At 71.4% G+C, this 21743-nt stretch carries 18 protein-coding genes and 1 riboswitch; of the genes, 12 read left to right on the forward strand and 6 right to left on the reverse strand.

The features are described 5' to 3' along the window. The first annotated feature begins 6 nt into the window (after window positions 1-6). The 3 genes from FXF51_RS30055 to FXF51_RS30065 are packed head-to-tail and all read left to right on the forward strand — an operon-like array spanning window position 7 to window position 3580. A complete protein-coding gene (locus FXF51_RS30055; protein ID WP_148438050.1) occupies window positions 7-816 on the forward strand; it encodes a c-type cytochrome in 810 nt (269 codons plus the stop codon). Next, entirely contained in the window at window positions 813-1925 is a 1113-nt protein-coding gene (locus FXF51_RS30060; protein WP_148438051.1) for a ubiquinol-cytochrome c reductase iron-sulfur subunit, read from the forward strand. Before FXF51_RS30055 ends, FXF51_RS30060 begins: the two co-directional genes overlap by 4 nt. Next, window positions 1922-3580, forward strand: a complete 1659-nt coding sequence (locus FXF51_RS30065; protein ID WP_148438052.1) for a cytochrome b — start codon at window positions 1922-1924, stop codon at window positions 3578-3580. The genes FXF51_RS30060 and FXF51_RS30065 overlap by 4 nt, the downstream gene beginning before the upstream one ends. Before the next feature lie 414 nt (window positions 3581-3994). Here the strand turns inward: FXF51_RS30065 and FXF51_RS30070 are convergent, their stop codons facing one another. Together FXF51_RS30070 and FXF51_RS30075 are read right to left on the reverse strand one after the other, a co-directional pair. Beyond that, on the reverse strand, window positions 3995-4282 hold the full coding sequence (locus FXF51_RS30070; RefSeq protein ID WP_148438053.1) for an Lrp/AsnC family transcriptional regulator: 288 nt from the start codon (window positions 4280-4282) through the stop codon (window positions 3995-3997). Between the two features lie 17 nt (window positions 4283-4299). Then, a complete protein-coding gene (locus FXF51_RS30075; RefSeq protein ID WP_148438054.1) occupies window positions 4300-6024 on the reverse strand; it encodes a DEDD exonuclease domain-containing protein in 1725 nt (574 codons plus the stop codon). A 75-nt stretch (window positions 6025-6099) separates the two neighbouring features. On the opposite strand from FXF51_RS30075, the gene FXF51_RS30080 reads away from it, so the two are divergent. The 3 genes from FXF51_RS30080 (at window position 6100) to FXF51_RS61040 (ending at window position 10946) form a co-directional block, all read left to right on the forward strand. Next, a complete protein-coding gene (locus FXF51_RS30080; protein WP_148438055.1) occupies window positions 6100-7596 on the forward strand; it encodes a protein kinase domain-containing protein in 1497 nt (498 codons plus the stop codon). Continuing rightward, a complete protein-coding gene (locus tag FXF51_RS62055; protein ID WP_222871531.1) occupies window positions 7586-9058 on the forward strand; it encodes a serine/threonine-protein kinase in 1473 nt (490 codons plus the stop codon). The genes FXF51_RS30080 and FXF51_RS62055 overlap by 11 nt, the downstream gene beginning before the upstream one ends. Window positions 9059-9146: 88 nt before the next feature. After that, window positions 9147-10946, forward strand: a complete 1800-nt coding sequence (locus FXF51_RS61040; RefSeq protein ID WP_187414645.1) for a hypothetical protein — start codon at window positions 9147-9149, stop codon at window positions 10944-10946. A gap of 176 nt (window positions 10947-11122) precedes the next feature. On the opposite strand, the gene FXF51_RS30100 is transcribed toward FXF51_RS61040, so the two are convergent. From FXF51_RS30100 to FXF51_RS30110, 3 genes are read right to left on the reverse strand one after another with little or no spacing between them, the layout of a single operon-like run. Beyond that, a complete protein-coding gene (locus FXF51_RS30100) occupies window positions 11123-13168 on the reverse strand; it encodes a PH domain-containing protein (RefSeq protein ID WP_148438056.1) in 2046 nt (681 codons plus the stop codon). Then, the gene (locus FXF51_RS30105; protein ID WP_148438057.1) at window positions 13165-13656 is read right to left on the reverse strand and encodes a PH domain-containing protein; all 492 of its coding nucleotides are present in this window, start codon (window positions 13654-13656) and stop codon (window positions 13165-13167) included. Before FXF51_RS30105 ends, FXF51_RS30100 begins: the two co-directional genes overlap by 4 nt. Next, window positions 13653-13895, reverse strand: coding sequence for a hypothetical protein (locus FXF51_RS30110; protein WP_148438058.1), 243 nt, complete (start codon window positions 13893-13895; stop codon window positions 13653-13655). The genes FXF51_RS30105 and FXF51_RS30110 overlap by 4 nt, the downstream gene beginning before the upstream one ends. Before the next feature lie 111 nt (window positions 13896-14006). Between FXF51_RS30110 and FXF51_RS30115 the strand changes: the two genes are divergently transcribed. Together FXF51_RS30115 and FXF51_RS30120 are read left to right on the forward strand one after the other, a co-directional pair. Then, entirely contained in the window at window positions 14007-15326 is a 1320-nt protein-coding gene (locus tag FXF51_RS30115; protein ID WP_262379927.1) for a sensor histidine kinase, read from the forward strand. Window positions 15327-15354: 28 nt separating this feature from the next. Next, window positions 15355-16023 carry a response regulator gene (locus FXF51_RS30120; RefSeq protein ID WP_148438059.1) on the forward strand — a complete coding sequence of 223 codons (669 nt, stop codon included), beginning with the start codon at window positions 15355-15357 and terminating at the stop codon, window positions 16021-16023. A 4-nt stretch (window positions 16024-16027) separates the two neighbouring features. On the opposite strand, the gene FXF51_RS30125 is transcribed toward FXF51_RS30120, so the two are convergent. Next, the gene (locus tag FXF51_RS30125; RefSeq protein WP_148438060.1) at window positions 16028-17095 is read right to left on the reverse strand and encodes a phosphotransferase family protein; all 1068 of its coding nucleotides are present in this window, start codon (window positions 17093-17095) and stop codon (window positions 16028-16030) included. Window positions 17096-17239: 144 nt separating this feature from the next. On the opposite strand from FXF51_RS30125, the gene FXF51_RS30130 reads away from it, so the two are divergent. From FXF51_RS30130 to FXF51_RS30145, 4 genes are all read left to right on the forward strand, one after another. Further along, window positions 17240-18562, forward strand: coding sequence for an NYN domain-containing protein (locus FXF51_RS30130; RefSeq protein WP_148438061.1), 1323 nt, complete (start codon window positions 17240-17242; stop codon window positions 18560-18562). Window positions 18563-18646: 84 nt separating this feature from the next. Continuing rightward, window positions 18647-19621, forward strand: a complete 975-nt coding sequence (locus FXF51_RS30135; RefSeq protein ID WP_262379928.1) for an NlpC/P60 family protein — start codon at window positions 18647-18649, stop codon at window positions 19619-19621. A gap of 431 nt (window positions 19622-20052) precedes the next feature. Next, a riboswitch (cyclic di-AMP (ydaO/yuaA leader) is annotated at window positions 20053-20216 on the forward strand. Between the two features lie 73 nt (window positions 20217-20289). Next, complete coding sequence (locus FXF51_RS30140) at window positions 20290-20814, forward strand: C40 family peptidase (protein ID WP_148438062.1); 525 nt, start codon at window positions 20290-20292, stop codon at window positions 20812-20814. A 99-nt stretch (window positions 20815-20913) separates the two neighbouring features. Next, a complete protein-coding gene (locus tag FXF51_RS30145; RefSeq protein WP_148438063.1) occupies window positions 20914-21732 on the forward strand; it encodes a hypothetical protein in 819 nt (272 codons plus the stop codon). The last annotated feature ends 11 nt before the right edge of the window (window positions 21733-21743 follow it).

Below are 21743 nucleotides of genomic sequence, written 5' to 3' on the forward strand. Positions count from 1 at the left end.
ATCTCTGTGACTAGGATCACCGCTTGGCGGCGGCATCCCCTCGCGAGATATGCCGTCCTGATTTTGGCGTTGGCGCTGGTCGGGATGGTATACGCCGCCTTTGTCCAGGCGGGTAAGCCTGCCGACGCGGCACTGGCGACAGGCAAGGTCGATGACGTGGCCGAGGGCAGGAGCCTGTTCGAAGCGCACTGCATGAGCTGCCACGGCACCAACGCGCAGGGCACCCAGACGGCGCCCACGCTCATCGGCGTCGGCGCCGCGGCCGTCGACTTCCAGATGAGCACCGGCCGCATGCCGGCCGGCGCGCCCGGCCCGCAGGCGCCGCGCAAGCCGCTGGCCCCCTGGGTCAACGAGACCACGACGCGGCAGATCGCGGCCTACGTGCAGTCGCTCGGCGGCGGCCCGCAGGTCCCGCCCGCGGAGCACGTCGATCCCAAGCTCGGTGACGCCGGCAAGGGTGGCGAGCTGTTCCGCGCCAACTGCATCCAGTGCCACAACTGGGTCGGCGCCGGTGGTGCGCTGACGCAGGGCAAGTACGCACCCAACCTCAACGAGTCGACGCCGACGCAGATCTACGAGGCCATGGTCACCGGTCCGCAGGCCATGCCGGTCTTCAACGACACGACGATCACGCCCGAAGAGAAGCGCAGCATGATCGCCTACATCACCCAGGTTCGCGAGCAGCGGGACCCGGGTGGTTTCGGACTCGGCCGCATTGGCCCGGTCACCGAAGGTCTCGTAGCGTTTGTGGTGGGCATCGCAGCCCTCGCACTAGCCGCCATCTGGATCACCGCGAAGAAGCGACAGAAGTCATGACAGACAACGAGCACGAGATCGAGCAGCCGGATGAGCGCGTGCCCAAGCGCGTCATCGGCACTCCCGCACCGGGCACCTCGATGCTCGGCACCGCGGAAACGGCGGAGGCCGACCAGGAAGTCCCCGGCGTGACGCTGCAGGACCCGGCCAAGGCCCGCAAGGCCGAGAAGATCGTGGCGCTCTGCTTCACGATCACGTTCCTCGCGGCCATCGCGTTCATCATCTCCTACGTGTACTTCCAGGTCGGCAGCCCCGAGGCGACGGGCAACTCCAACCTGGCGCTGGGCAGCTCGCTCACCATCGCGATCCTGGGTCTGGCGGTCGGCATCGTGATCTGGGTCCGCCAGATCATGCCGAAGTACTCCCTGATCCAGGAGCGCCACACGATGGCCTCCGACGAGCCCGACCGCGACGTCGTCGCGGAGACCTTCGTCCGGGGCGCCAACGAGAGCGGCTTCGTCAAGCACAAGCTGCTGCGCCGCACGCTGCTGCTGGCGGCCGCGCCGCTCGGCCTCGTGCCGCTGGTGCTGCTGCGCGACCTCGACAACAGCCCGATGCCGGGCGCTCGGTTCAACGAGGAGCTCCGGCACACGGTGTGGGGCGAGAAGAACAAGGAGGGCAAGCCGCTCAGGCTCGTCGTCGAGGGCACCGGCCAGCCCATCAGGGCCGCCGACTTCAACTCGCCCGGCGGCATCCTGTCGGTCGTCCCCGAGGGCTACGAGCACGATCTGAACGCGCTGGCCAAGGCCACGCTGATCCTGATCAAGTTCCGTCCTGACGAGATCAAGGGCGGCACCAGGCTCAACTGGACCCACGACGGCATCGTCGCGTACTCCAAGATCTGCACCCACGTGGGCTGCCCCGCCGCACTCTACGAGCAGAACACCCACCACATCCTCTGCCCGTGCCACCAGTCGACGTTCGACGCGGCCGACGGCGCCAAGGTCATCTTCGGTCCGGCCGCCCGGCCGCTGCCGCAGCTGCCGATCAGCGTCGACGCCGAGGGCTACCTCATCGCCCAGGGCGACTTCGAGGTGCCGGTCGGTCCCAGCTACTGGGAGCGCGGTGACGCGGAGGCCGCGGCCAGGGAGAAGGGAGGCCAGGCATGAGTGAGCTGAAGGCCGTACCGAAGGCCATCGCCGGGCCGTCGAACTTCCTCGACGAGCGCCTTGGCGGCGCCAACGCCCTCAAGCGCAACCTGCGCAAGATCTTCCCTGACCACTGGTCGTTCCTGCTGGGCGAGATCGCGCTCTACTCCTTCGTCATCCTGCTGCTGACCGGCACGTTCCTGACGCTCTGGTTCAAGCCCAGCATGATGGAGGTCGCCTACGACGGCTCGTACGCGCCGCTCAAGGGCGTCATGATGTCCGAGGCCTACGCGTCGTCGCTGGAGATCAGCTTCGACGTCCGGGGTGGTCTGCTCATCCGGCAGATGCACCACTGGGCGGCCCTGCTCTTCGTGGCCGGCATGATGGTCCACGCGCTGCGGGTGTTCTTCACCGGCGCGTACCGCAAGCCGCGCGAGATCAACTGGATCATCGGCGTGCTCCTGCTGACGCTGGCGCTGGCCGAGGGCCTGACCGGCTACTCCCTCCCCGACGACCTGCTCTCCGGCGCCGGTCTGCGGATCACCGAGGGTGTGGCGATCTCGCTGCCGCTGGTGGGCACGTACATCACGTTCTTCCTGTTCGGCGGGGAGTATCCGGGCGAGGACGTCATCGCCCGCTTCTACTCGCTGCACATCCTGCTCATCCCCGGCATCATCCTGGCGCTGGTCACGGCGCACATGGTGCTCATGTGGGTGCAGAAGCACACGCAGATGCCGGGCAAGGGCCGCACCAACCAGAACGTCGTCGGCGCGCCGTTCTACCCGGCGTTCATGCTCAAGGCCGGCGCGTACTTCCTGTTCACGCTCGGCGTGATCAGCGGCCTGGCGACGTTCACCCAGATCAACCCGATCTGGCTGTTCGGCCCGTACACGCCGGCCGACGTGTCGGCGGGTTCGCAGCCCGACTTCTACATGGGCTTCCTCGAAGGCGCGCTGCGCATCATGCCGCCGTGGGAGATCAACCTCTTCGGCACCTCCCACGCGGGCACGCTGCCGCTGAGCGTCATCATCCCGGCGCTGGTGCCGATGGGCATCATCATGACCGGCCTGGCGCTGTACCCGTTCCTGGAACGGTGGGTCACCGGCGACAACCGCGAGCACCACGTCGCCGACCGCCCGCGCAACAACCCGCACCGCACCTCGATCGGCATCTCCGCGATGACGTTCTACGGTGTGCTGTGGCTGCTCGGCGCCAACGACGAGATCGCGGCCAACTTCCACGTCAGCCTGAACCACACGACCTACGCGGGCCGTGTGCTGATCTTCGTCGCGCCGGCGCTGGCGTACCTGATCACCTACCGCATCTGCCTCGGCCTGCAGCGCTCCGACCAGGCGATCATCTCGCACGGTGTGGAGTCCGGCGTGATCAAGCGCCTGCCGCACGGTGAGTTCATCGAGGTCCACACGCCGCCGTCGGACGACATCGAGGCTCACATGCGCGGCAAGGAAGCCGTGCCGATGCTGCCGGTGGGCGAGGACACCTCGGGCATCCCGCCGAAGGGCATGCGCGGGCCGCTCGGCAAGCTGCGCGGGCGCATGTCCAAGGCCTACGGCGGGGAGAAGATCCCGCTGGAGGACGGGCACGGGCACGAGCACGACGACGAGCACGCCGCCATCGGCAGTGGTGGGGGCGAGGACCGCAGCATCACGCACTGATTCTGACGCCACACACCGCGCGGGCCCGGACGAGTTTCCCTCGTCCGGGCCCGTCGGCGTTCGCGCCCTCCGGCGGCATGGGGCGAGTGCGGCTTGGGCGGCCATCGGCGGTCGGGAGGGTGCGGCACGCGACGGCCGAGTCGTGGCGCAGGGTGGCGTGCGGCGCGATGGCGCGATGGATGGTGGCGTGCGAGGGCGGTGCGCGATGCACGGCGTGCGGCGCGATGCGCGGCGGCGCGGTGCGTGGCGGCCCGAGGCGCGGTACTCGCAGCGCTACGGGTGCGGCAGGCAGCCTGTGGCGTGGCGCACGCGGGGCCTGTGGCGTGGCGCACGCGGGGCCTGTGGCGTGGCGCACGCGGGGCCGGGGGTGCGGCGTGGCGCGGCCCGAGGTGGACGTGAGCCGCGGGAAGGCGGTCAGTCGGACTCGGGGAAGCCGATCGAGAAGGCCGCGTCCAGGTCGTGCTTGGAGTAGGCGCGGAAGGCGATGTGCGTCTCGGTGTGCAGCACCCCGGCGACCTTGTTGATCCGCCCCGGCACCACCTCGGCGATCTCCTCGTACGCCGCGACCCGCACCATCGCCAGCAGGTCGTACTCGCCGGTGATGGAGTAGACCTCGCTGACTCCCTCGATCTCGGCGATCGTCTGGGCGACCTCCGGGATCCGGTCTACCTCTGCATTGATGTGGACGATAGCCGTGACCATGTATCAACTCTATCGTTTCACCTCAAAGGTCGCCCCTCCCGAGGGCGGCGTTGGTCGAGATGCCGGTAAGCGAGGTCAATGCGAGCCTTGTGCCGGCCCGCGCCGTGCACCGGCAGGCTCCACTCGCCGTCCACCTCCACCAGCCGCAGCCCCGGCGACTCCAGCCAGCGCAGGATGCACTCCGTCTCCTCGGCGCTGGCCGCGGGGACGGGGCCCGGGCCAGGGATGACGACCTCGGCGGTGGCCTTCAGCGAGGCGACGAAAGGGGTCGGATGGGCGCCCTTCGGCATGACCCCGGCCGCGGCGAGGCGGCCGTGGCGGACCACGTGGATGTCCCAGCCGCCGCCGAAGGCCGGGCTGGCGGCCACGAGCTGCGGGATGCGGGTGATGGCGCTGAGCCGCTGCATGCGCGCCGCCGTACGGACGAAGGAGGCCAGCCGGTCACGATCGACCGACGCCTCCTCGTAACGCTGCTCGACCGACAGGCGCTCCATGCGGGCCGACACGGCGCTGAAGACGGGGGAGGCGTCGAGGGTCATGGCGCGGCGGGCGCTCTCGACGTGCACGGCGTACTCCTCGGGGCTCTGCCTGCCCTCGCAGGGCGCGCCGCAGCGGCCCATCTCGTGCAGCACGCACGCCGCCCGCCTGGTGCGCAGCGTGACCGGCTGGGTGCACTGGCGCAGCGGGACGGCCTCGTGCAGCGCGATGCGGGCGTCGTCGGCCTGACGGGTGCTGGTGAAGGGGCCGAGGTAGGTGGCGCCGTCGTCCTTGACCTCGCGCACGATCGACAGCCGCGGGAAGACGTCGGTGGTGAGCTTGAGCCACACCATCTTCTCCGGGAAGCGGGAGCGGCGATTGTAGCGGGGCTTGGCGCCGCCGATCAGGCGCAGCTCGCGCACCTCCGCCTCCAGCGCGGTGGAGCAGACGATGTGGCGCACCCGCTCGGCGATGCCGATCATCTCGCGGATGCGGGGGCGGGTCTCGCCGGCGGTGAAGTAGGAGCGCACGCGGTTGCGCAGGTTGGTGCTCTTGCCGATGTAGAGGACCTCGCCGCGCTCGTCCTCGAACAGGTAGACGCCGGGCGCGTGCGGCACCGACTCGGCGAGGTGGCGCTTGCGCTGCTGCTCGGGGGTGGGGGCGCGGACGAACGACTTGAGCTCCTCCAGCGTGTGCACCTGGAAGGACCCGGCCCGCTCGATCAGCCCGTGCAGCACGTCGACCGTGGCCCTGGCGTCCTGCAAGGCGCGGTGGCACGGCTCCGTGGGGCTGCGGAAGAACCTGGCCAGCGTGGCCAGCTTGGCGTTGGGCGTCTCGTCGCGGGTGAGCACGCGCCTGGCCAGATCGACGGTGTCGACGACCGGGTTGCCCGGCGGGGGATAGCCGAGCGCGGCGCACGCGGCCTTGACGAAGCGGGTGTCGAACCCGGCGTTGTGCGCCACCAGCGTGGACCCCCGGATGAACTCCAGGAAGCTCGGCAGCACCGACTCGATCTTGGGTGCGGCCATCACCATGGCGTCGGTGATGCCGGTCAGCACGGAGATGAACGGCGGGATCGGCCCCCCTGGGTCGACCAGCGTCGAGAACTCGCCGAGCACCTCGCCCGCCCGCACCTTGACCGCGCCGATCTCGGTGATGGCGTCCTCCGCCGGCGAGCCGCCGGTCGTCTCGAGGTCGAACACGACGAACGTGACTTCGCTCAGCGGCGTGCCGAGCTCGTCGAGAGTGCCTTGTACCGCGTCCACGAACCAAGACCATAGAGAGAAGGACCGACAGGAACGAGTAAGCACCCCTCTTGATCCTTAGTTACCCTTCCCTTTATGTCCGCGGGAAGACTTGCCGGCCGATACACCCTGCTTCGTCCGCTGGGCGCGGGCGGCATGGGAAAAGTGTGGCTGGCCAGGGACGAGATGCTCGATCGCGATGTCGCGGTCAAGGAGCTCACGCTGCCCGAGGGCATGTCCGACAAGGAGCGCCACGACCTGGTGACCAGGGCCGTGCGCGAGGCGCAGGCGATGGCGCGGCTGCGCCACCCGGGCATCGTGGCGCTGCACGACGTGGTCGTCGAGCACGAGCGGCCGTGGCTGGTCATGGAGCTGCTGCGGGGCCGCACGCTCGCCGACACCGTGCGCGAGTTCGGCCCCATGCCGCCTGAGTACGCCGCCAGGATCGGCGCCGACGTGCTGGAGGCGCTGACGGTCGCGCACGCCCAGGGCATGCAGCACCGCGACGTCAAGCCGGGCAACGTGTTCCTGACCGAGAGCGGCCGGGTGGTGCTCACCGACTTCGGCATCGCCAGGCAGGAGGGCCAGGCCACGCTCACCGAGCAGGGGCTGACGATCGGCTCGCCCGGGTTCATCGCGCCCGAGCGGCTGGAGGGCCAGCCCGGCGGCCCGGCCAGCGACGTGTGGTCGCTCGGCGCGACGCTGCACATGGCGCTGAGGGGCGCACCCGCCTACGAGGGCTCGGCGGCCCAGCGCATCCGCGCCACGCTGACCCAGCCGGTGCCGCCCGTGCAGGGCGAGCTCGGGCCGGTGGTGACCGCGATGATGGCCTACCAGCCCGCCGCCCGTCCCGACCCGCGCGTGGCCGTCGAGGTGCTGCGGCAGGTCGCGGCGGGCCGTCCCGCGCCGCGGCTGCCCGCCGGCGCCGAGGTGACGGCGCCGGTCAAGGGGCGCCGCCGGGCCCTGCTCTGGATCGCCGCGGCGGCGGTGGTGGTGCTCGGGGGAGCGGGCGCGACGGGCTTCGTCCTGATGAACCGCGACGCGGGCGCCGCCGGCGCGTTCACCGTGCCGATGGACGTGTGCACGCTCATCGCCCCGCAGGCGGTCGGCGGGCTGCTCCGCACGCAGCAGCCGCCCGCGGGCAAGCCCGACTCCGACGAGGCGGGCCCCAAGTGCGGCTGGCCGCTGCAGGGCACCGGCGTGGGCCTCCAGGTGCAGCGCGACTCCGACACCGTGGACCCCTGGTCCATGACCGAGGCCTCGGCGCGCAGGCTGTTCACGAACCAGCAGCGCTACTGGGCCAAGTACGACACCGTCGACTGGAACTGGCCCGAGATCGGGGTGACCAAGTCGACGCGGGCGACGCGCACGCCGGTGCGCCAGGTCACCGGCGTGGGCGAGGAGGCGTTCGGCTTCGAGCTGAAGGGACCGACGGGCCGCCTGGTCTCGGCGCACGTCTACTACCGGCTGGCCAACCTGGTGGTGAGCGTCGAGTACACGACGCTCTCCGACAAGCCGACCGACGAGGACATCAAGCAGGCGGCCCTGAAAGCCGCGCAGGCGAGCGAGCAGGCGTTGCGCGATGCCGGGTGACCTCTACCTGCTGGCGGGCCGTTACCGGCTGATCGAGCGGCTCGGGCAGGGCGGCGCGGGCACGGTGTGGCGGGCCATCGACGAGATGCTCGACCGGCAGGTCGCCGTCAAGCAGGTGCGCGTGCCCGACGGGCTGGACCCGCGGGAGCGGGCGGAGTTCGCCGACCGCGCCATGCACGAGGCGAGGTCCGCCGGACGGCTGCGCGACCCGGCCATCGTGCTCGTGCACGACGTGGTGCTCGAAGGCGGCCAGCCGTGGATCATCATGGACCTGACCACCGGCCGCTCGCTCGACAAGGTGATCAAGGAGCGGGGGCCGCTGCCGCCGGGCTTCGTGGCCGCCGTCGGGCTGCGCGTGCTGTCGGCGCTGGAGGTCGCGCACGCGCACGGCCTGCTGCACCAGGACGTCAAGCCCGCCAACATCCTGCTCGACGCCGACGGCTCCGCGATGCTCACCGACTTCGGCATCGCCGCGCCGATGGGCGGCAGGGGCGACATGTTCGGCAGCGCGGGCTCGCCCGGCTACATGGCTCCGGAGCGGCTCAACGAGCAGCCGTCAGGCCCGTCCGCCGACCTGTGGTCGCTCGGTGCGAGCCTCTACACGGCGGTGGAGGGGCGCGCGCCGTTCGAGCGGGCGCTGCCCGCCGCCGTCGCCGCCGCGGTGCTGCTGCACGAACCGCCGTTCCCCGCCAGGGCCGGGCGCGAGCTGGGCGGGCTGCTCATGGCCATGCTCGCCAAGGATCCCGCCGCCCGTCCCACGGCGGTCCAGGTCCGCCAGGCGCTGAGCGGGCTGGCCGGCCCGGGCGCGGCCCCCCAGCGCCCCGTGCGCAGGCGCAGGTGGTGGCTGCTGCCCGCCGTGCTCGCCGCCGTCGTGGCGCTGGGCGCGGGCGGCTGGTACGCCGCCGCCACGCTCGGCGGCAAGGAGATCGGCCGGTACGCCACCGCGCCCGACCCGTGCAGCCTGCTCACCGACGCCCAGGCCATCGGGTTCACCAAGGGCACCCCGGAACGCAGCCGCACCCGGCCCGGCGAGTGCCAGTGGCTCGTCCGCGAGGGCACGAACCCGGTACGCCGCCTGGTCGTGCGCGTCTGGGCCGAGCAGCCCACCAGGGACCTCGACGGCCCCGCCGTGGCCCAGCGCCGCTTCACCAGCGAGAAGAGCACGCGCGCCGCCGCCGAGGGCGTCAGCCAGCGGCAGGCGTACGGGCCGATCCGCGACGTCACCGGCGTCGGCGAGGTGGCGATCAGGCAGAACGGCTTCAAGTTCTACCTCGACTCCGACCAGAGCGGCATGGCCGACAGCATCCTGCTCCTCCGCACGAGCAACCTGCTCGTGGAGGTGGTGTGGCACCGCGAGGACGTGGACGTCGAGGCCGCGCCAGGCAAGTCGGCCGAGGCGGTGGCCGACCCTGAGACGGCCGTGGCCGTGGCCCGGATGATCATGGCGGCGCTGGCGAAATGACAGGTAACCGTCGAGGATGCTGCAAGCACCTTGCAAGGGGTGTGACTACCATGTCTCCCCGCAAGTCAGGGCAACCCCAGGAGTCCCAGTGAACCCCGGTAGCGATTCCGAGCCGCCCACCACCCCTCACCAGGTGCCAGGCAGCCAGTTCGAGCCGCCGGGCCGGTTCGTGGCGCCGCCGGGCATGCAGCCGCAGACTCCCGCGGGCATGCCGCAGGGGCAGGGCATGCCGCAGGGGCAGGGCATGCAGCAGGGCCAGGGAATGCAGCAGGGCCAGGGAATGCCGCCGGGGCAGGGGTTGCCGCCGGGAGCGCCGCCCGGCGCGCCGCCTGGAATGTGGGCGGGCCCGCCGCAGGGGATGCCGCCTGGGACGCCACCCGGAACGCCCCCCGGGATGCCCCCCGGGATGCCCCCTGGGATGCCGCCGAACGTGCCGCCCGGCCTGCCGCCGACCATGCCCCCCATGCCGCAGCCCCCGTCGCCGCGGCGCCCCGTCTGGCTCCTGCCCACGCTCGCCGCCGCCCTCGTCGTGCTGGTCGCGGCGGGTGGTGTGGGGGCCTACTTCCTGTACGGCGGCGTCTCCGGCGGCTCCGCCCCGTCCGGCACCCGCTCCTCGTCGCCCGCCCAGCAGCCCGGAGCCGCCGCGGCGCCTCCCGACGTGTGCGCCATGCTGCCCGAGGACGAGATCGAGCGGCTCGTACCGGACGCGACCGTGGCCAACTCGTCCAGGGACGGCGACTTCACGGTCAACTTCGGCTGCAACTGGATCAACCAGCGCATCTCGTTCGGCGAGTTCTGGCGCAGCAGGGAGATCGACGTCAAGGTCGAGCAGCACAAGGGCGAGGGCGTCAAGACCGGCCGGGCGATGGCGCAGACGTCGTACGAGATGGAATACCGCGGCGGCAAGTACGTCGAGACCGCCAAACCGTCGCTGGACCCCGGCGAGAAGGAGTACGTCTCCCAGATCAAGGACGTTCCCGGCGTCGGCGACGCCGCGTTCGCGCAGTACACCTGGCGCCGCGACGACAAGATGCTCTGGTACGCCTACGGCACCGCGTACGCCCGCGTCGGCGACATGACGATCAAGGTCAGGTTCCAGGCGAGCCAGCAGCGCAAGGACGCGGAGATCCTGTCCAACGAGAGCACGAAGGCGGTCACGGAGGAGAACGCGATCCGCGAGGTCAGCGGGCTCATCGGGCACGTCGCCAAGGGGGTCGCGGCCTGGCAGGCGCAGCACCCCGGCGTGCTGGCCAAGGCCCAGCCGACGGCGGCGGCCACCGTCTCGCCGACCGTCAGCGCCACCCCCTCGCCCACCGTGCTCGCCTCCTTCCCCGCCGACTGCCAGGCCGTGACGGAGACGGCCGCCCGGCTGGTGCCCGAGCCTGTGACCCGCGCGCGCGGCACGTCCGTCGGCGACGACAACCAGACCGAGTGCCGCTGGCTCAACCGCGAACTGTCCGGCGGCCCTGGCATCACGAAGATCCGCAGCGCGCTGATCACCGTGCACCGCTTCACGAACCGGGCCGGCGAGGCGGACGAGCCCGCGGCCAAGGCGTACTACGCGAGCACGTACGGACGTACCAAGAACACCGCGAAGTCCTCCATGGGCGGCATCACCTGGGGCGCGGTCATCGACGTCAAGGGGCTGGGCGACCAGGCGTACCAGCAGTACGTGGAGAGCGAGGGTCGCGAGATCTCCGCCTCCAGCGGCTCCGTCACCATCCGCGAGGGCTCGTTCGTCGTCATCGTCGACTTCTCCGGACACCAGCGGCCCAAGGACGAGGCTCTCAACTCGCCGGAGGTGCAGCTCATGCCGGAGAAGGAGGCGATGGCGGGCTCGCTCACCCTGGCCAAGGCCTACATGGAGAAGCTGGCGGCGGGCAACTGACCCGACGGCTTGATCCCCGCCTATCGTGACCCTGACTCATGATTTGCGGATCCGGTTAATGCGGCTGCAACCCGGTTGCAAGCGGGACAAATACGGTTATGTCTGCAAGCACCTGAGCCGCGCGATCATGTTTGTCCAGTACAGGGGCATGGGCAAACCGTGGGGGATCACGCGGCTCATTGCTTTTCCCGGACCAGGAAGGGCTCCAGCAGGCCGGGGACAGCCTGCGCGGCCATCTCCAAGCCGTCGCCGCGGCCCACGTCCACCACCTCGTAGTGACCCCGGCCCGCCGCCGTCGTCGCGGAGACCGTCAGCAGGCCGGAGCGCCGCTGGAAGAACGACTCGGTGATCGTCCAGCCCGCGATGCCCTTGCGGTCGAGCGCCACCGTGCGCCGCACCACGGCGCCTCTCCTGGACACCAGGTGACGGGGGCTCAGCGCGTGCCCGAGACTCGCGGCGCTCGCCACGGCCAGCCACAGCCCGTACACCAGCACTGCCGCCGGGAGCAGCCACACCCAGCCACCCACCCAGGTGTTCACCCAGCCGCTCACCAGCGGCCACGGCCCCTCGCCGGTCGCCGGCGCAGTGATCGGCCAGGTGATCGGCCAGGTGACCAGCCCGACGACCAGCGTCGTGATCAGGGTCGCCACCATCGCCCGCACCAGCCGCCTGCGCCTGGCCGCCGCGGGATGCGTCACCAGAGCGGGCACGCCGGCACCGGCGATCGTGGTGGCCACCCGCACCGCCAGGGCGTGCGGCATCGGCGGGGTGAGCGCCGCGGCGTCCTCGGTCTCGTCGCCGGCGCTCTTGCCCAGCCCGGTGGCGACGGACCTGAGCCGCGCCGCGCCCGCCAGCCGCAGCAGCAGCGGCTCGTGAATCTCCACCCCGCGTAGCCGGCGCTCCTCCAGCGTCAGCGACCGGGTGGTCAGCAGCCCCCTGCGCATCCGCAGCCGGCCGGGCTCGCGCTCCAGCCGGTACCGTCCCCACGACTCGGCGAACAGCAGCACCGCGCCGAGCACCCCCACCACCAGGTTCACGCCCAGCACCAGCGGGACGGTCACCAGCGGCTGCCCCACCAGCCACTCCCACAACCCCGTCGCCAGCCGCGTCGTGAACGACTTCAGCCCGAACGCGTCGAGCGCCTTGTACAACGCGCCCAGCACCACCGCCGCGCCCGTGAACGTCCACACCGACAGCGGCGCGTACCTGATCCACGACCAGCTCAGCTCCGCCAGCGGCCCGTCACCCGCCTGTTCGGCCGCCTCGCCCTGGTGCAGCAGCACGCGCCGCAACGCCTCGGCGTCGTGCCTGGTCAGCGGGTCCAGCTTGAGCTCCGCGTCCTTGTCCGCGTGCTCGCCCCTGCCTGCCTTGACCACCGTCAGGCCGAACATCCTGTTCACCGGGTCGGCGCGGAGGTCGACGCTGCGGACGCGGTCGCGGGGGATCGAGCGGTGCTGGCGGACCGTGATGCCCGAACGCAGCTCCAGGCGCTCGGGGGTGAGGCGCCAGCGCGTGGTGCGCAGCCTGAGCACGTCGTACGCGACCACGGCGGCGACGATCACGAGCGCCGCGGCCGTGCAGGCGGCCACCATCGCGGCGGGGGGCCAGTCGCGGCCCAGCAGGAAGCGCACCATCCCGGCCGTGACGCCCGCCACGATCGCCAGCGACTTGACGCCCGACGCCCACAGGCTCCGCCGCGCCAGCCCCTCCCACCCGCCGTCGCCCCTACCCGCCTCCGACGGGCTCACCTCCGCACGGGGTGCCGCCCCTCGACGGGAAGCCCGCCCGAAGGCCCCGCCCTCCGCCCGGGCCACCTCGCCCTCCGCCCGGGCCACCTCGCTCTCCGCCCGGGCCACCTCGCTCTCCGCCCGGGCCACCTCGCTCTCCGCCCGGGCCACCTCGCTCTGCGTCCGAGCCGCCTCGTTCTGCGGCCGGGCCGCCTCCCTCTCCGCCCGGGCCGCCTCGCTCTCCGGTCGGGGCCGGTGGTTCTGCGGCGGCGACGCCTCGCCCTGCGGCCGGGACCCGTGGTTCCCCGGCCGCGACGCCTCGCTTTCGGGCCGCAACGCCCCGCCGACCGGCCGGGCCGAGCCGCTGCCGGCTCCGGAGGCGCCGTTCCCGGGGCAGGCAGCCCTGGAGGCGCCGCTCCCCGCCACGGGCGTGCCGCCGTCCGGGAGCCTGCCGTGCCGTCCCACCGGCCGCGCCCCTCCCTCGTACGAACTCACGTCGCATCCCCCGCAGTAGCCTGAGTGATCGCGGTCAGCCGCTCGGCGAGCTCGGCCGCCACCTCGTGATCCAGCGCCTCGATCTTGACGGCCCCCGCCGACGACGCCGTGGTCACCGTGACGTCCGCCAGCCCGAACAGCCGCTGCACCGGCCCCCGCGCGGTGTCGACCCGCTGGATCCTGGACATCGGCGCCACCCGCCAGGTGTGCGTCACCCACCCCTTGCGCGTGTACACCGCCTGGTCGGTGACCTCCCACCGCTCCACCCGGTACGCGGCCCGCGGCGCCACGACGGCCAGCGCCAGGCAGCCCGCCGCGAACACGGCCACGACCGCGCCCAGCCCCGCGGGCCGCTCCGTGAACAGCCAGTACGCCGCCACGGACGCCCCCGCCACCGGCACCATGAGGATCAGCCACTGCACCGTCCACCACGCCACCGCCCGCCGGTCGACCTGGTGACGCGGCGGACGCAGCCTGGTCGCGCTCATTCGAACCCCTCCGTCCTCTCCCCGGACGCCCTGTCCATGGACTCGGCCACGGCCACCAGCGCGAACCCGAGCACCCCCATCACGATGGCCGCGAACACCTCATATCCCTCCAGAAACTGCAGCAGGTTGACCACGAGCAGGTCGTGCGCCCACCGCCACCAGCCGAGCAGGCCGTTCACCAGGCCGCCGACGCCTTGCAGGATCAGCAGCCAGCCGAGCACCTTCAACACCGCTTGCATGCCGTCCAGCCTCGCGCGGGCACCCGGCCGGGCGCGTCGTCCGTTGGTCTCGGCAGGCATCGACTTTGGTCGCTGTCGTCGTACCGGTCGCAGGGCTTAACCTCGGTGAACGTGACGGAACTGCGGGGAGACGGCGCCGCCACCGATTACCACCGGTGGGCGTTGCCGTCGGTGCTGCTCGGCGACGGGCGTGCGGGCGGGCGCGTGCGGCGCTCGACGCGCGACTGGATCGTCGACTTCCTCCTGTTCCTGTTCGCGTGCGGCCTGACCTTCCTGTCGCTGGTGGAGCTGGAGGCGCAGCGCCAGCCGGAGCCGCTGGTGATGATCGAGCAGGTGGCGGGGGCGCTGTCGTGCGCGGGGGTGTGGCTGCGGCGCAGGTGGCCGGTCGGGTTCGCGGCGGTCACCTGCCTGCTGTCGTCCTATCTCGACCTGGTCGGCGGGGCGTGCGTGGTGGCGCTGTTCACGGTGGCGGTGCACCGTCCGATCAAGATCTCCGGGCCGGTCGCGCTGCTCGGCATCGTCACCATCGCCCCTTACGTGGCGCTTCGGCCGCAGAGCGACGAGGAGCGCGCCTGGGCGCTGGCGCTCGGCGTGGCGCTCACTCTGACCGTGTTCGCGTGGGGCATCGTGATCAGGGCCAGGCGGCAGCTCATCTGGTCGCTGACGCAGCGCGCCGCCGACGCCGCCGAGGAGGCCAAGCGGCTCGAACGCGAGCGCATCGCGCGGGAGATGCACGACGTGCTGGCGCATCGCATCTCGATGCTGAGCCTGCACGCGGGGGCGCTGGAGTTCCGTCCCGACGCGCCGCCCGCCGAGATCGCCAAGGCGGCCGGGGCGATCAGGACCAACGCCCACCTGGCGCTGCAGGACCTGCGGGGGGTGATCGGCGTGCTGCGCCACTCCGCCTCCGACGACGACGGTGGCGGCGGTCACGGCGGTGGCGGCGGTGGCGGCGGTGGCGGCGGTGGCGGCGGTGACGGCATGGTGCCGGAGCGGCCGCAGCCGACGCTCGCCGACCTGCCGGCGCTGGTCGAGGAGTGCCGGCACGCGGGCATGGACGTCCGGCTCGACCTGCGGGCGCAGGGCGCGCCCGAGGGGCTGGGCCGCAACCTGTACCGCATCGTGCAGGAGGCGCTGACCAACGCGCGCAAGCACGCGGGCGGCGCGCCGGTGACGGTCAAGGTCGAGGGCGCGGCGGGCAGGGCGCTGTCGGTGGAGGTGCGCAACCCGCTGGGGGTACGCCACCCGCCGGGGGCGCGGTCCGTAGCGCGCATCCCGGGGGCCGGGGCGGGGCTGATCGGGCTGACCGAACGGGCGGAGCTGGCGGGCGGCACGCTGGAGCACGGCGCGACGCCGGAGGGCGAGTTCATGGTGCGGGCCTGGCTGCCGTGGCCGGTGGAGACGACGACAGGGGAGGACGACGACGCATGACCGTGGACGACGACCCGAGGACGAACGCATGAGCGTTGACGGGCGGCCGATCAAGCTGCTGATCGTGGACGACGACGCGATGGTGCGGGCCGGGCTGTCGATGATCCTCGGCGGCGTGGCCGACATCGAGATCGTCGCGGAGGCGGGCGACGGCTCGGAGGTGCCGCCGCTGGTGGGCGCGCACCGCCCTGACGTGGTGCTGATGGACATCCGGATGCCCGGCATCGACGGCCTGACCGCCACCGAGACGCTGCGCCGCGCCCCCGAGCCGCCTGAGGTGGTGGTGCTGACGACGTTCCACGCCGACGCGCAGGTGCTGCGGGCGTTGCGGGCGGGGGCGGCCGGGTTCCTGCTGAAGGACATCGCGCCGGGTGATCTCGTGCAGGCGGTCAGGAAGGTGGCGGCGGGCGAGCCGATCCTGTCGCCGGCGGTGACGCGGCAGCTCATCACGCACGTCTCGGACGGCGGCGGGGCGGACGATCGGGGGGAGCGCGCCAGGAGGCTGCTCGGCCGGTTGAGCGAGCGTGAGCGGGAGGTGGCGACGGCGGTCGGGCAGGGCAGGTCCAACGCCGACATCGGGCGCGAGCTGTACATGAGCGTGCCCACGGTGAAGGCGCACGTGTCGCGCATCCTGACCAAGCTGGGCCTCAACAACCGGGTCCAGGTGGCGTTGCTGGTCTACGACGCCGCTTCGTAGCCGCTCAGTGAGGGCCGGTCAGGAGCTGCTCGATGGTGGCCCGGTGCAGCACCAGGTCGTCGGGGTCGTCCGGCATGGGCTGCTCGCCGAAGTGGATCCTGCGCTGCCAGACCCTGGCCATGATGACGCCGTGGCGCAGCGCCGCATACATCTCGTAGAAGTCCAGGTCGCGGGGCTCGTATCCGGTCAGCTCGCGGTAGGTCGCGCAGACGTCCTCGCGCCGCATGAAGCCGGGCAGGCCGGGCAGGCCCGCACCGAGCGTGATGTCCTGGAAGAAGCGGTGCAGGAAGATCATCCACGACACGTCCAGCTCGCGCGGCCCGATGGCGGCCATCTCCCAATCGAGCACCGCGACCGGCTCGAAGCCCCGGTACATGACGTTGCCGATCCGGGAGTCGCCCCAGGTCAGCACGTCGGGGCCGGGGTCGTCGGGCCAGTGCGCCTCCAGCCAGTCGAAGGCCCGCTCCAGCAGCGGGACGCGGTGCTTGCCGTGCGCCCACTCGTAGTAGGCGCGCTGCGCCTCGACGTGCGCGCGCAGCCCGGGGGCGCCGAACGGGGCCAGCTCGTCCGGGGTGAACGCGGTCTGGTGCAGCGCCGCGATGATGCCGACGGTCGCGTCCTGCAGCCGCCGCTGGTCGGCGGGGGAGGCGTCGTGCAGCCAGCCGCCGAACGTGTACGGCATCACGTCGGGCGGCACCTCGCCGTCGGCCCGCTCCATGACGAAGAAGGGCGTGCCCAGCGGGCCGGGATCCGGCTCGAACCACAGGGCCCTGGGCGCTGGGATCCCAGCTTTTTCCCTGGCCAGGCGCATCATCTGGAACTGGGCCCGCAGGTCGTACGAAGGGAAAACCGGAACGGCTTCCACCGCAGGTGCGAGCCTGGCCACGCAGCGCGTGGCGCGGCCGTCCCAGGTGGCGGTGAAGAACAGGGTCTCGCTTGACAGGCCGTTTTCCGACGGTCTGGACATCTCAGACACCGTGGCGCTCTCGCCGACGCGGGCGCGCAGCCACACGGTGGCGCGTTTCCGCAGTTCTTCCAGGTCACGGGTGGACGTGCGCAGCTGTTCCGTCACAGGGGGCCTCCCGGTTGGACATGTGCCCTTCGACAGTCGTATACCCCCTAGCAAGCGCTTGTCCATATACGGGCGGCCGTTACGGTCAGGTACGCAGCAGCCGTACCCTTGTCTGAAAGGGCATGTCACGAAGGGACAAGTGGGATGAGTTCAGCGGGTGAAGGCCTGTCTCGCCCGCTTCCCGAGCAGGTGCGGCTCAATGTCGTGGATCTGGCCTCCCAGGTTCTCGGCTCGATGCCCGCTGCCACCATCCCGCCGCCGCTGCGCGGCATAGCCAAGTTCGACCCACGCAAACGGGCCAAACTGGGCGGCGCGCCCATCGCGGCGCAGCTTGAGAACGACAAGAAGTTCCGCGAGATCGTCGCCGAGTCGGTGGCCGCCGGCTGGCCCGAGCTGGTCGCGTCGCTGGCCGAGGGCAACGTGCCGCCGGCCGCCGACCCCGTGCTCGTGGCCGCGGCGGCCTATCTCACCCGGCCGCCGGGCTGGGCGGAGATGATCGAGACCGCCCGCGCCGACCTGGAGCAGTCGGCGGTGGCCGCCGAGGACCTGGAGCGCGAGGAGGCGGTCACGCGGCTGCGCGAGCAACTCGCCGCGCAGAAGAGCGCGGCCAAGGAGGAGTCCGACCGGCTGCGCGAGCAGATCAAGGCGGCCCGCGCGGAGAACTCCGACCTGCGCCGCAAGCTGCACGACGCGCGCGAGCGGGCCAAGGCCGCGGCCCGGCGCGCCGAGGAGACGGAGCGGGCGGCCGAGGAGACCAAGTCGGCCGCCACGGCCGCGGGCAGCGCCGGCGAGTCCGAGCTGCGGCGGCTGCGCGAGCGGCTGGCCGACGTGGAGAAACAGCTGGAGGCCTCGCGCCGCGCCGCCCGCGAGGGCAGGAGCATCGAGGACGCCCGCATCCGGGTGCTGCTCGACGCCCTCCAGGACGCCTCGGCGGGGCTGCGCCGCGAGCTGGCCCTGCCCACCACCATCAGCCGCCCCGCCGACTCGGTCGCGGCCGTCACCGGCGAGCGGCCGAACGTGCGCGGGGTGCCCGCGCGGGCCCTGGCCGACGACGACCCGCAGCTCCTCGACCAGCTTCTCGCGCTGCCGCAGGTGCATCTGATCATCGACGGCTACAACGTCACCAAGACCGGCTACGGTTCCCTCACCCTCGCCGACCAGCGCACCCGGCTGATGACCTCGCTGGGCGGGCTGGTGGCGCAGACCAGGGTCGAGGTGACCGTGGTGTTCGATGGCGCGGAGCTCAACGCACCCGTGCAGGTGGTCGCGCCGCGCGGGGTGCGGGTGCTGTTCAGCGCGCCGGGGGAGATCGCCGACGACCTCATCCGGCAGCTCGTCCGCGCCGAGCCGCCCGGCAGGGCCATCGCGGTGGTGTCGTCCGACCGCGAGGTGGCCGAGTCCGTCAGGCGGATGGGTGCCAGACCCGTTCCGTCTGGTTTGCTGCTGCGCAGGCTAGGCCGCGCATAAATTACGAATTGGTAGGTTTGGTGATACCTCGCCTGCCACTTCTGTACTATTTCGCCCCAGGTGTAATCCCTGGGAGGCGATACAGTGAGGTTTGGCCGGGTGCCGATGGCCGCGGGTCTCGCGTTCGGGCTGGTGCTGTCCCCGACGGGGGCCGCTCTCGCTGATCCTCGCCCCACCTTGGCGCAGGCCAAGGCCAAGCTGGAGAAGCTTAACGACAAGGCCGACAAGGTCGTCGATCGCTTCAACACGGCCAACGAGCGCTACAAGAAGGCCAAGGGCACCTACACCAAGCTGAACGACAGCTACAAGCGCAAGCTGGAGACGGTCGCGGACCTGCGTGCGCAGGTCATCGGGATGGCCGTCGAGAGCTACAAGCTCGGTGAGGACGTCACCTCCTGGCCCGGCCTCTTCAACAGCAATGACCCTAACGCCATGCTCTCGGGCTGGGCGGTCGCCGGGCAGCTCTCGCAGGAGCGCGCCGAGAAGCTGGCCGCCTTCGACCGTGAGAACAAGGGGCTGAAGGTCCAGCGCGACAAGGCCGAGGTGGCGCTGGACGAGGCGGAGAAGGAGCGCGACTCCGTCGAGAAGGAGCGCGCCGAGATCCGCAAGCTGATCGCCCAGCAGAAGAAGCTGCTGGACAAGCTGGGTGCGTACAACCCCGGCAACCCCAACAGCACGGGCATCAAGTACACCGGGTCGGCCTCGGGCAGCGCCGCCGCGGCGCTGCGGTTCGCGTACGCGCAGGTGGGCAAGCCGTACATCTACGGCGGTACGGGGCCGCGCGGCTTCGACTGCTCAGGCCTGACGCAGGCGGCCTGGGCGGCGGCGGGGGTCTCGCTGCCGCGGACGACGTGGCAGCAGTGGGCGTGGGGGGCCAGCCGCAAGGTGTCGCTCGACGCGCTGCAGCCCGGAGACCTGATCTTCAGTGAAGGGCTCGGACACGTCAGCATCTACGCGGGTAACGGGCAGATCGTCCACGCGCCGCAGACAGGCGACGTCGTCAAGGTAGTCAAGCTCTCCGCCTACGGCCGTTCTCTGGTCGGAGCGATCCGCCCGTAAGCCGACGGGCTGACAGAGCCCCGTTTCGGCCTGCGGCTGCGCGGGTTTCGGTCCACTACGATCCGGCATCGTAGACGGCGTTTCCATGCGCGGGAGCGCTCCCAGTGGCGTGGCTCACGTTTAAAGCGTGCCAAATGTGACTTAGGTGACAATTGACACCTGACAGCCAGGCCGATCTGGAAGTGTGAGCAGGGTCACATTATGGTAACAGAACCTGGTGTTCCAGCAGGGGTTTCTCTCTTGACTCACCCCCCTGTCTGATCTTTACAACCTGACTCACCTTTTGCCGATCCTTGACCTTTCGGCGTAGCTTCTGGCGTCGTCGCGGTGAACAAGCCATGTCGCCGCGAACCCGCATCGGTCCCTCCCGATGTGCGACAGATAAAGATCCGCCGGCCGCTCCCCCGAGCATCCCCAATCATTCGATCGGGGCACGCGGCCTGCCGAATCCGTGCAGCCAGGAGTACGGAGCCGGGGACCCAGCGATCCCAATTCCCCAAGGGATCAGGGGTGAATCGGCGCGCCCATCGCGCCGTAGGGCGACTTCCACGCCCGAATCCGTCAGCTAACCCGGTAGGCGTTCGTGGAAGACACAAGGAGAAATCCTGTCTAATCCCCTGCAGAACCCCCGCCTGTCCCGCCTTGCCCTGAGTGGCGTAGCACTCACGATGACCGTGACGGCCGGAGGTCTGATCCTCCATGCCCCAACGGCTCAGGCGGAGACGACGAGCGAAACGGCCACTCTGACGACGGTGAAAGCGCGAGCCGGCGCCAAGACGTCCCAGAAGGCCACGGCGGCCCAGCGAAAGGCGGCCAAGCTCGCCCGGCAGCAAGCGAAGGCCCGCAAGGCCATCGCCGTGGCCAAGAACCAGATCGGTGACCCGTACCGGTACGGAGGCACAGGGCCTGGTTCGTTTGACTGCTCCGGTCTCGTCCAGTTCGCCTGGAAGAAGGCCGGCGTCAAGCTCCCGCGCGTGGCGAGCAGCCAGTTCGCCCGCACCAGACAGAAAGTCTCCTGGCGCAACTTGAAGCCAGGTGACCTGATGTTCTTCAGCGGGCTCGGCCACGTGGGCATGTACGTCGGCAAGGGCAAAATGATCCACTCGCCGCGGACAGGTGAACGGGTACGCATCGACAAGCTGAGCGGATGGCGCCGATCGTCCTTCGTCGGCGCAGTTCGTCCCGGCATGTGAAGAAGCCCCGTCCGGATTCTTGGAGGATTTCCTGGATTCGGACGGGGCTCTCGCACGTTCGGCGCCTGCACGCGGGCAGGGGCACTACGATCGGGCATCGTGTTCGAGGTCAGCCGGCGAGCCGTGGTGTCGGGCCTCCTGCTCCTCGTTCCCGCCGCCGCCACTCCGTTGCCGGACGCCCCCATCCTCCCTCCCGAGCTGCGCGACCTGTGGCCGGGGCGGCGCACGGCCGTCAGCCGCGGAGCCCGCGCCACCGTCGTGGCTCCCGGCCCCGCCCGGCGCGAACCGCTCGACGAGCTGGCGCGCGAAGCCGACACCGCGGGCGCGCGGGTCTCGGCCGTGCTCGGCAGGCCCGTACGCCCCCTGATCGTCCTGCCGGAATCGGATCGCGACGCCGCCCGCCTGGCCGGGGCCGCACGGCTCGACGGGCTGGCCGCCGTGGCCGACGGCGGACGCGTGATCGTCGTGCCGGAGGCGTTCGCCACGCTCAGCCGCACCGGCAGGGACGTGGTGCTGACCCACGAGCTGACCCACGTCGTGGCCGGGACTGAAGGGCTGCCCGTCTGGCTGTACGAGGGTTTCGCCGACTACGTCGGCTACCGCGACGCCGGACTGCCCGTGAAGACCGCCGCCGCCGAACTGGCCGCCGAGGTGCGCGCCGGACGGCTGCCGAACGCTTTGCCCGGACCTGCGGCTTTCGCGGCGGACGGGCGCGACCCGGACCGGCTCGCCCGGGCGTACCAGGAGGCCTGGCTGGCGTGTCGCTTCCTCGCTGACCGCTTCGGTGAGGGGACCCTGGTGTGGCTCTACCGTGCGGCCCGGGCCAGAGGCGTCGATCAGGCGCTCGCCTCGCTGGGGCTCTCCGTCGCCACACTGACGGCACGGTGGCGCGCGTACGTGCGGGAGCAGCTCGTGTGAAGGGGAGGCAG

Source organism: Nonomuraea sp. PA05 (assembly GCF_008086045.1).
GTDB lineage: Bacteria > Actinomycetota > Actinomycetes > Streptosporangiales > Streptosporangiaceae > Nonomuraea > Nonomuraea monospora.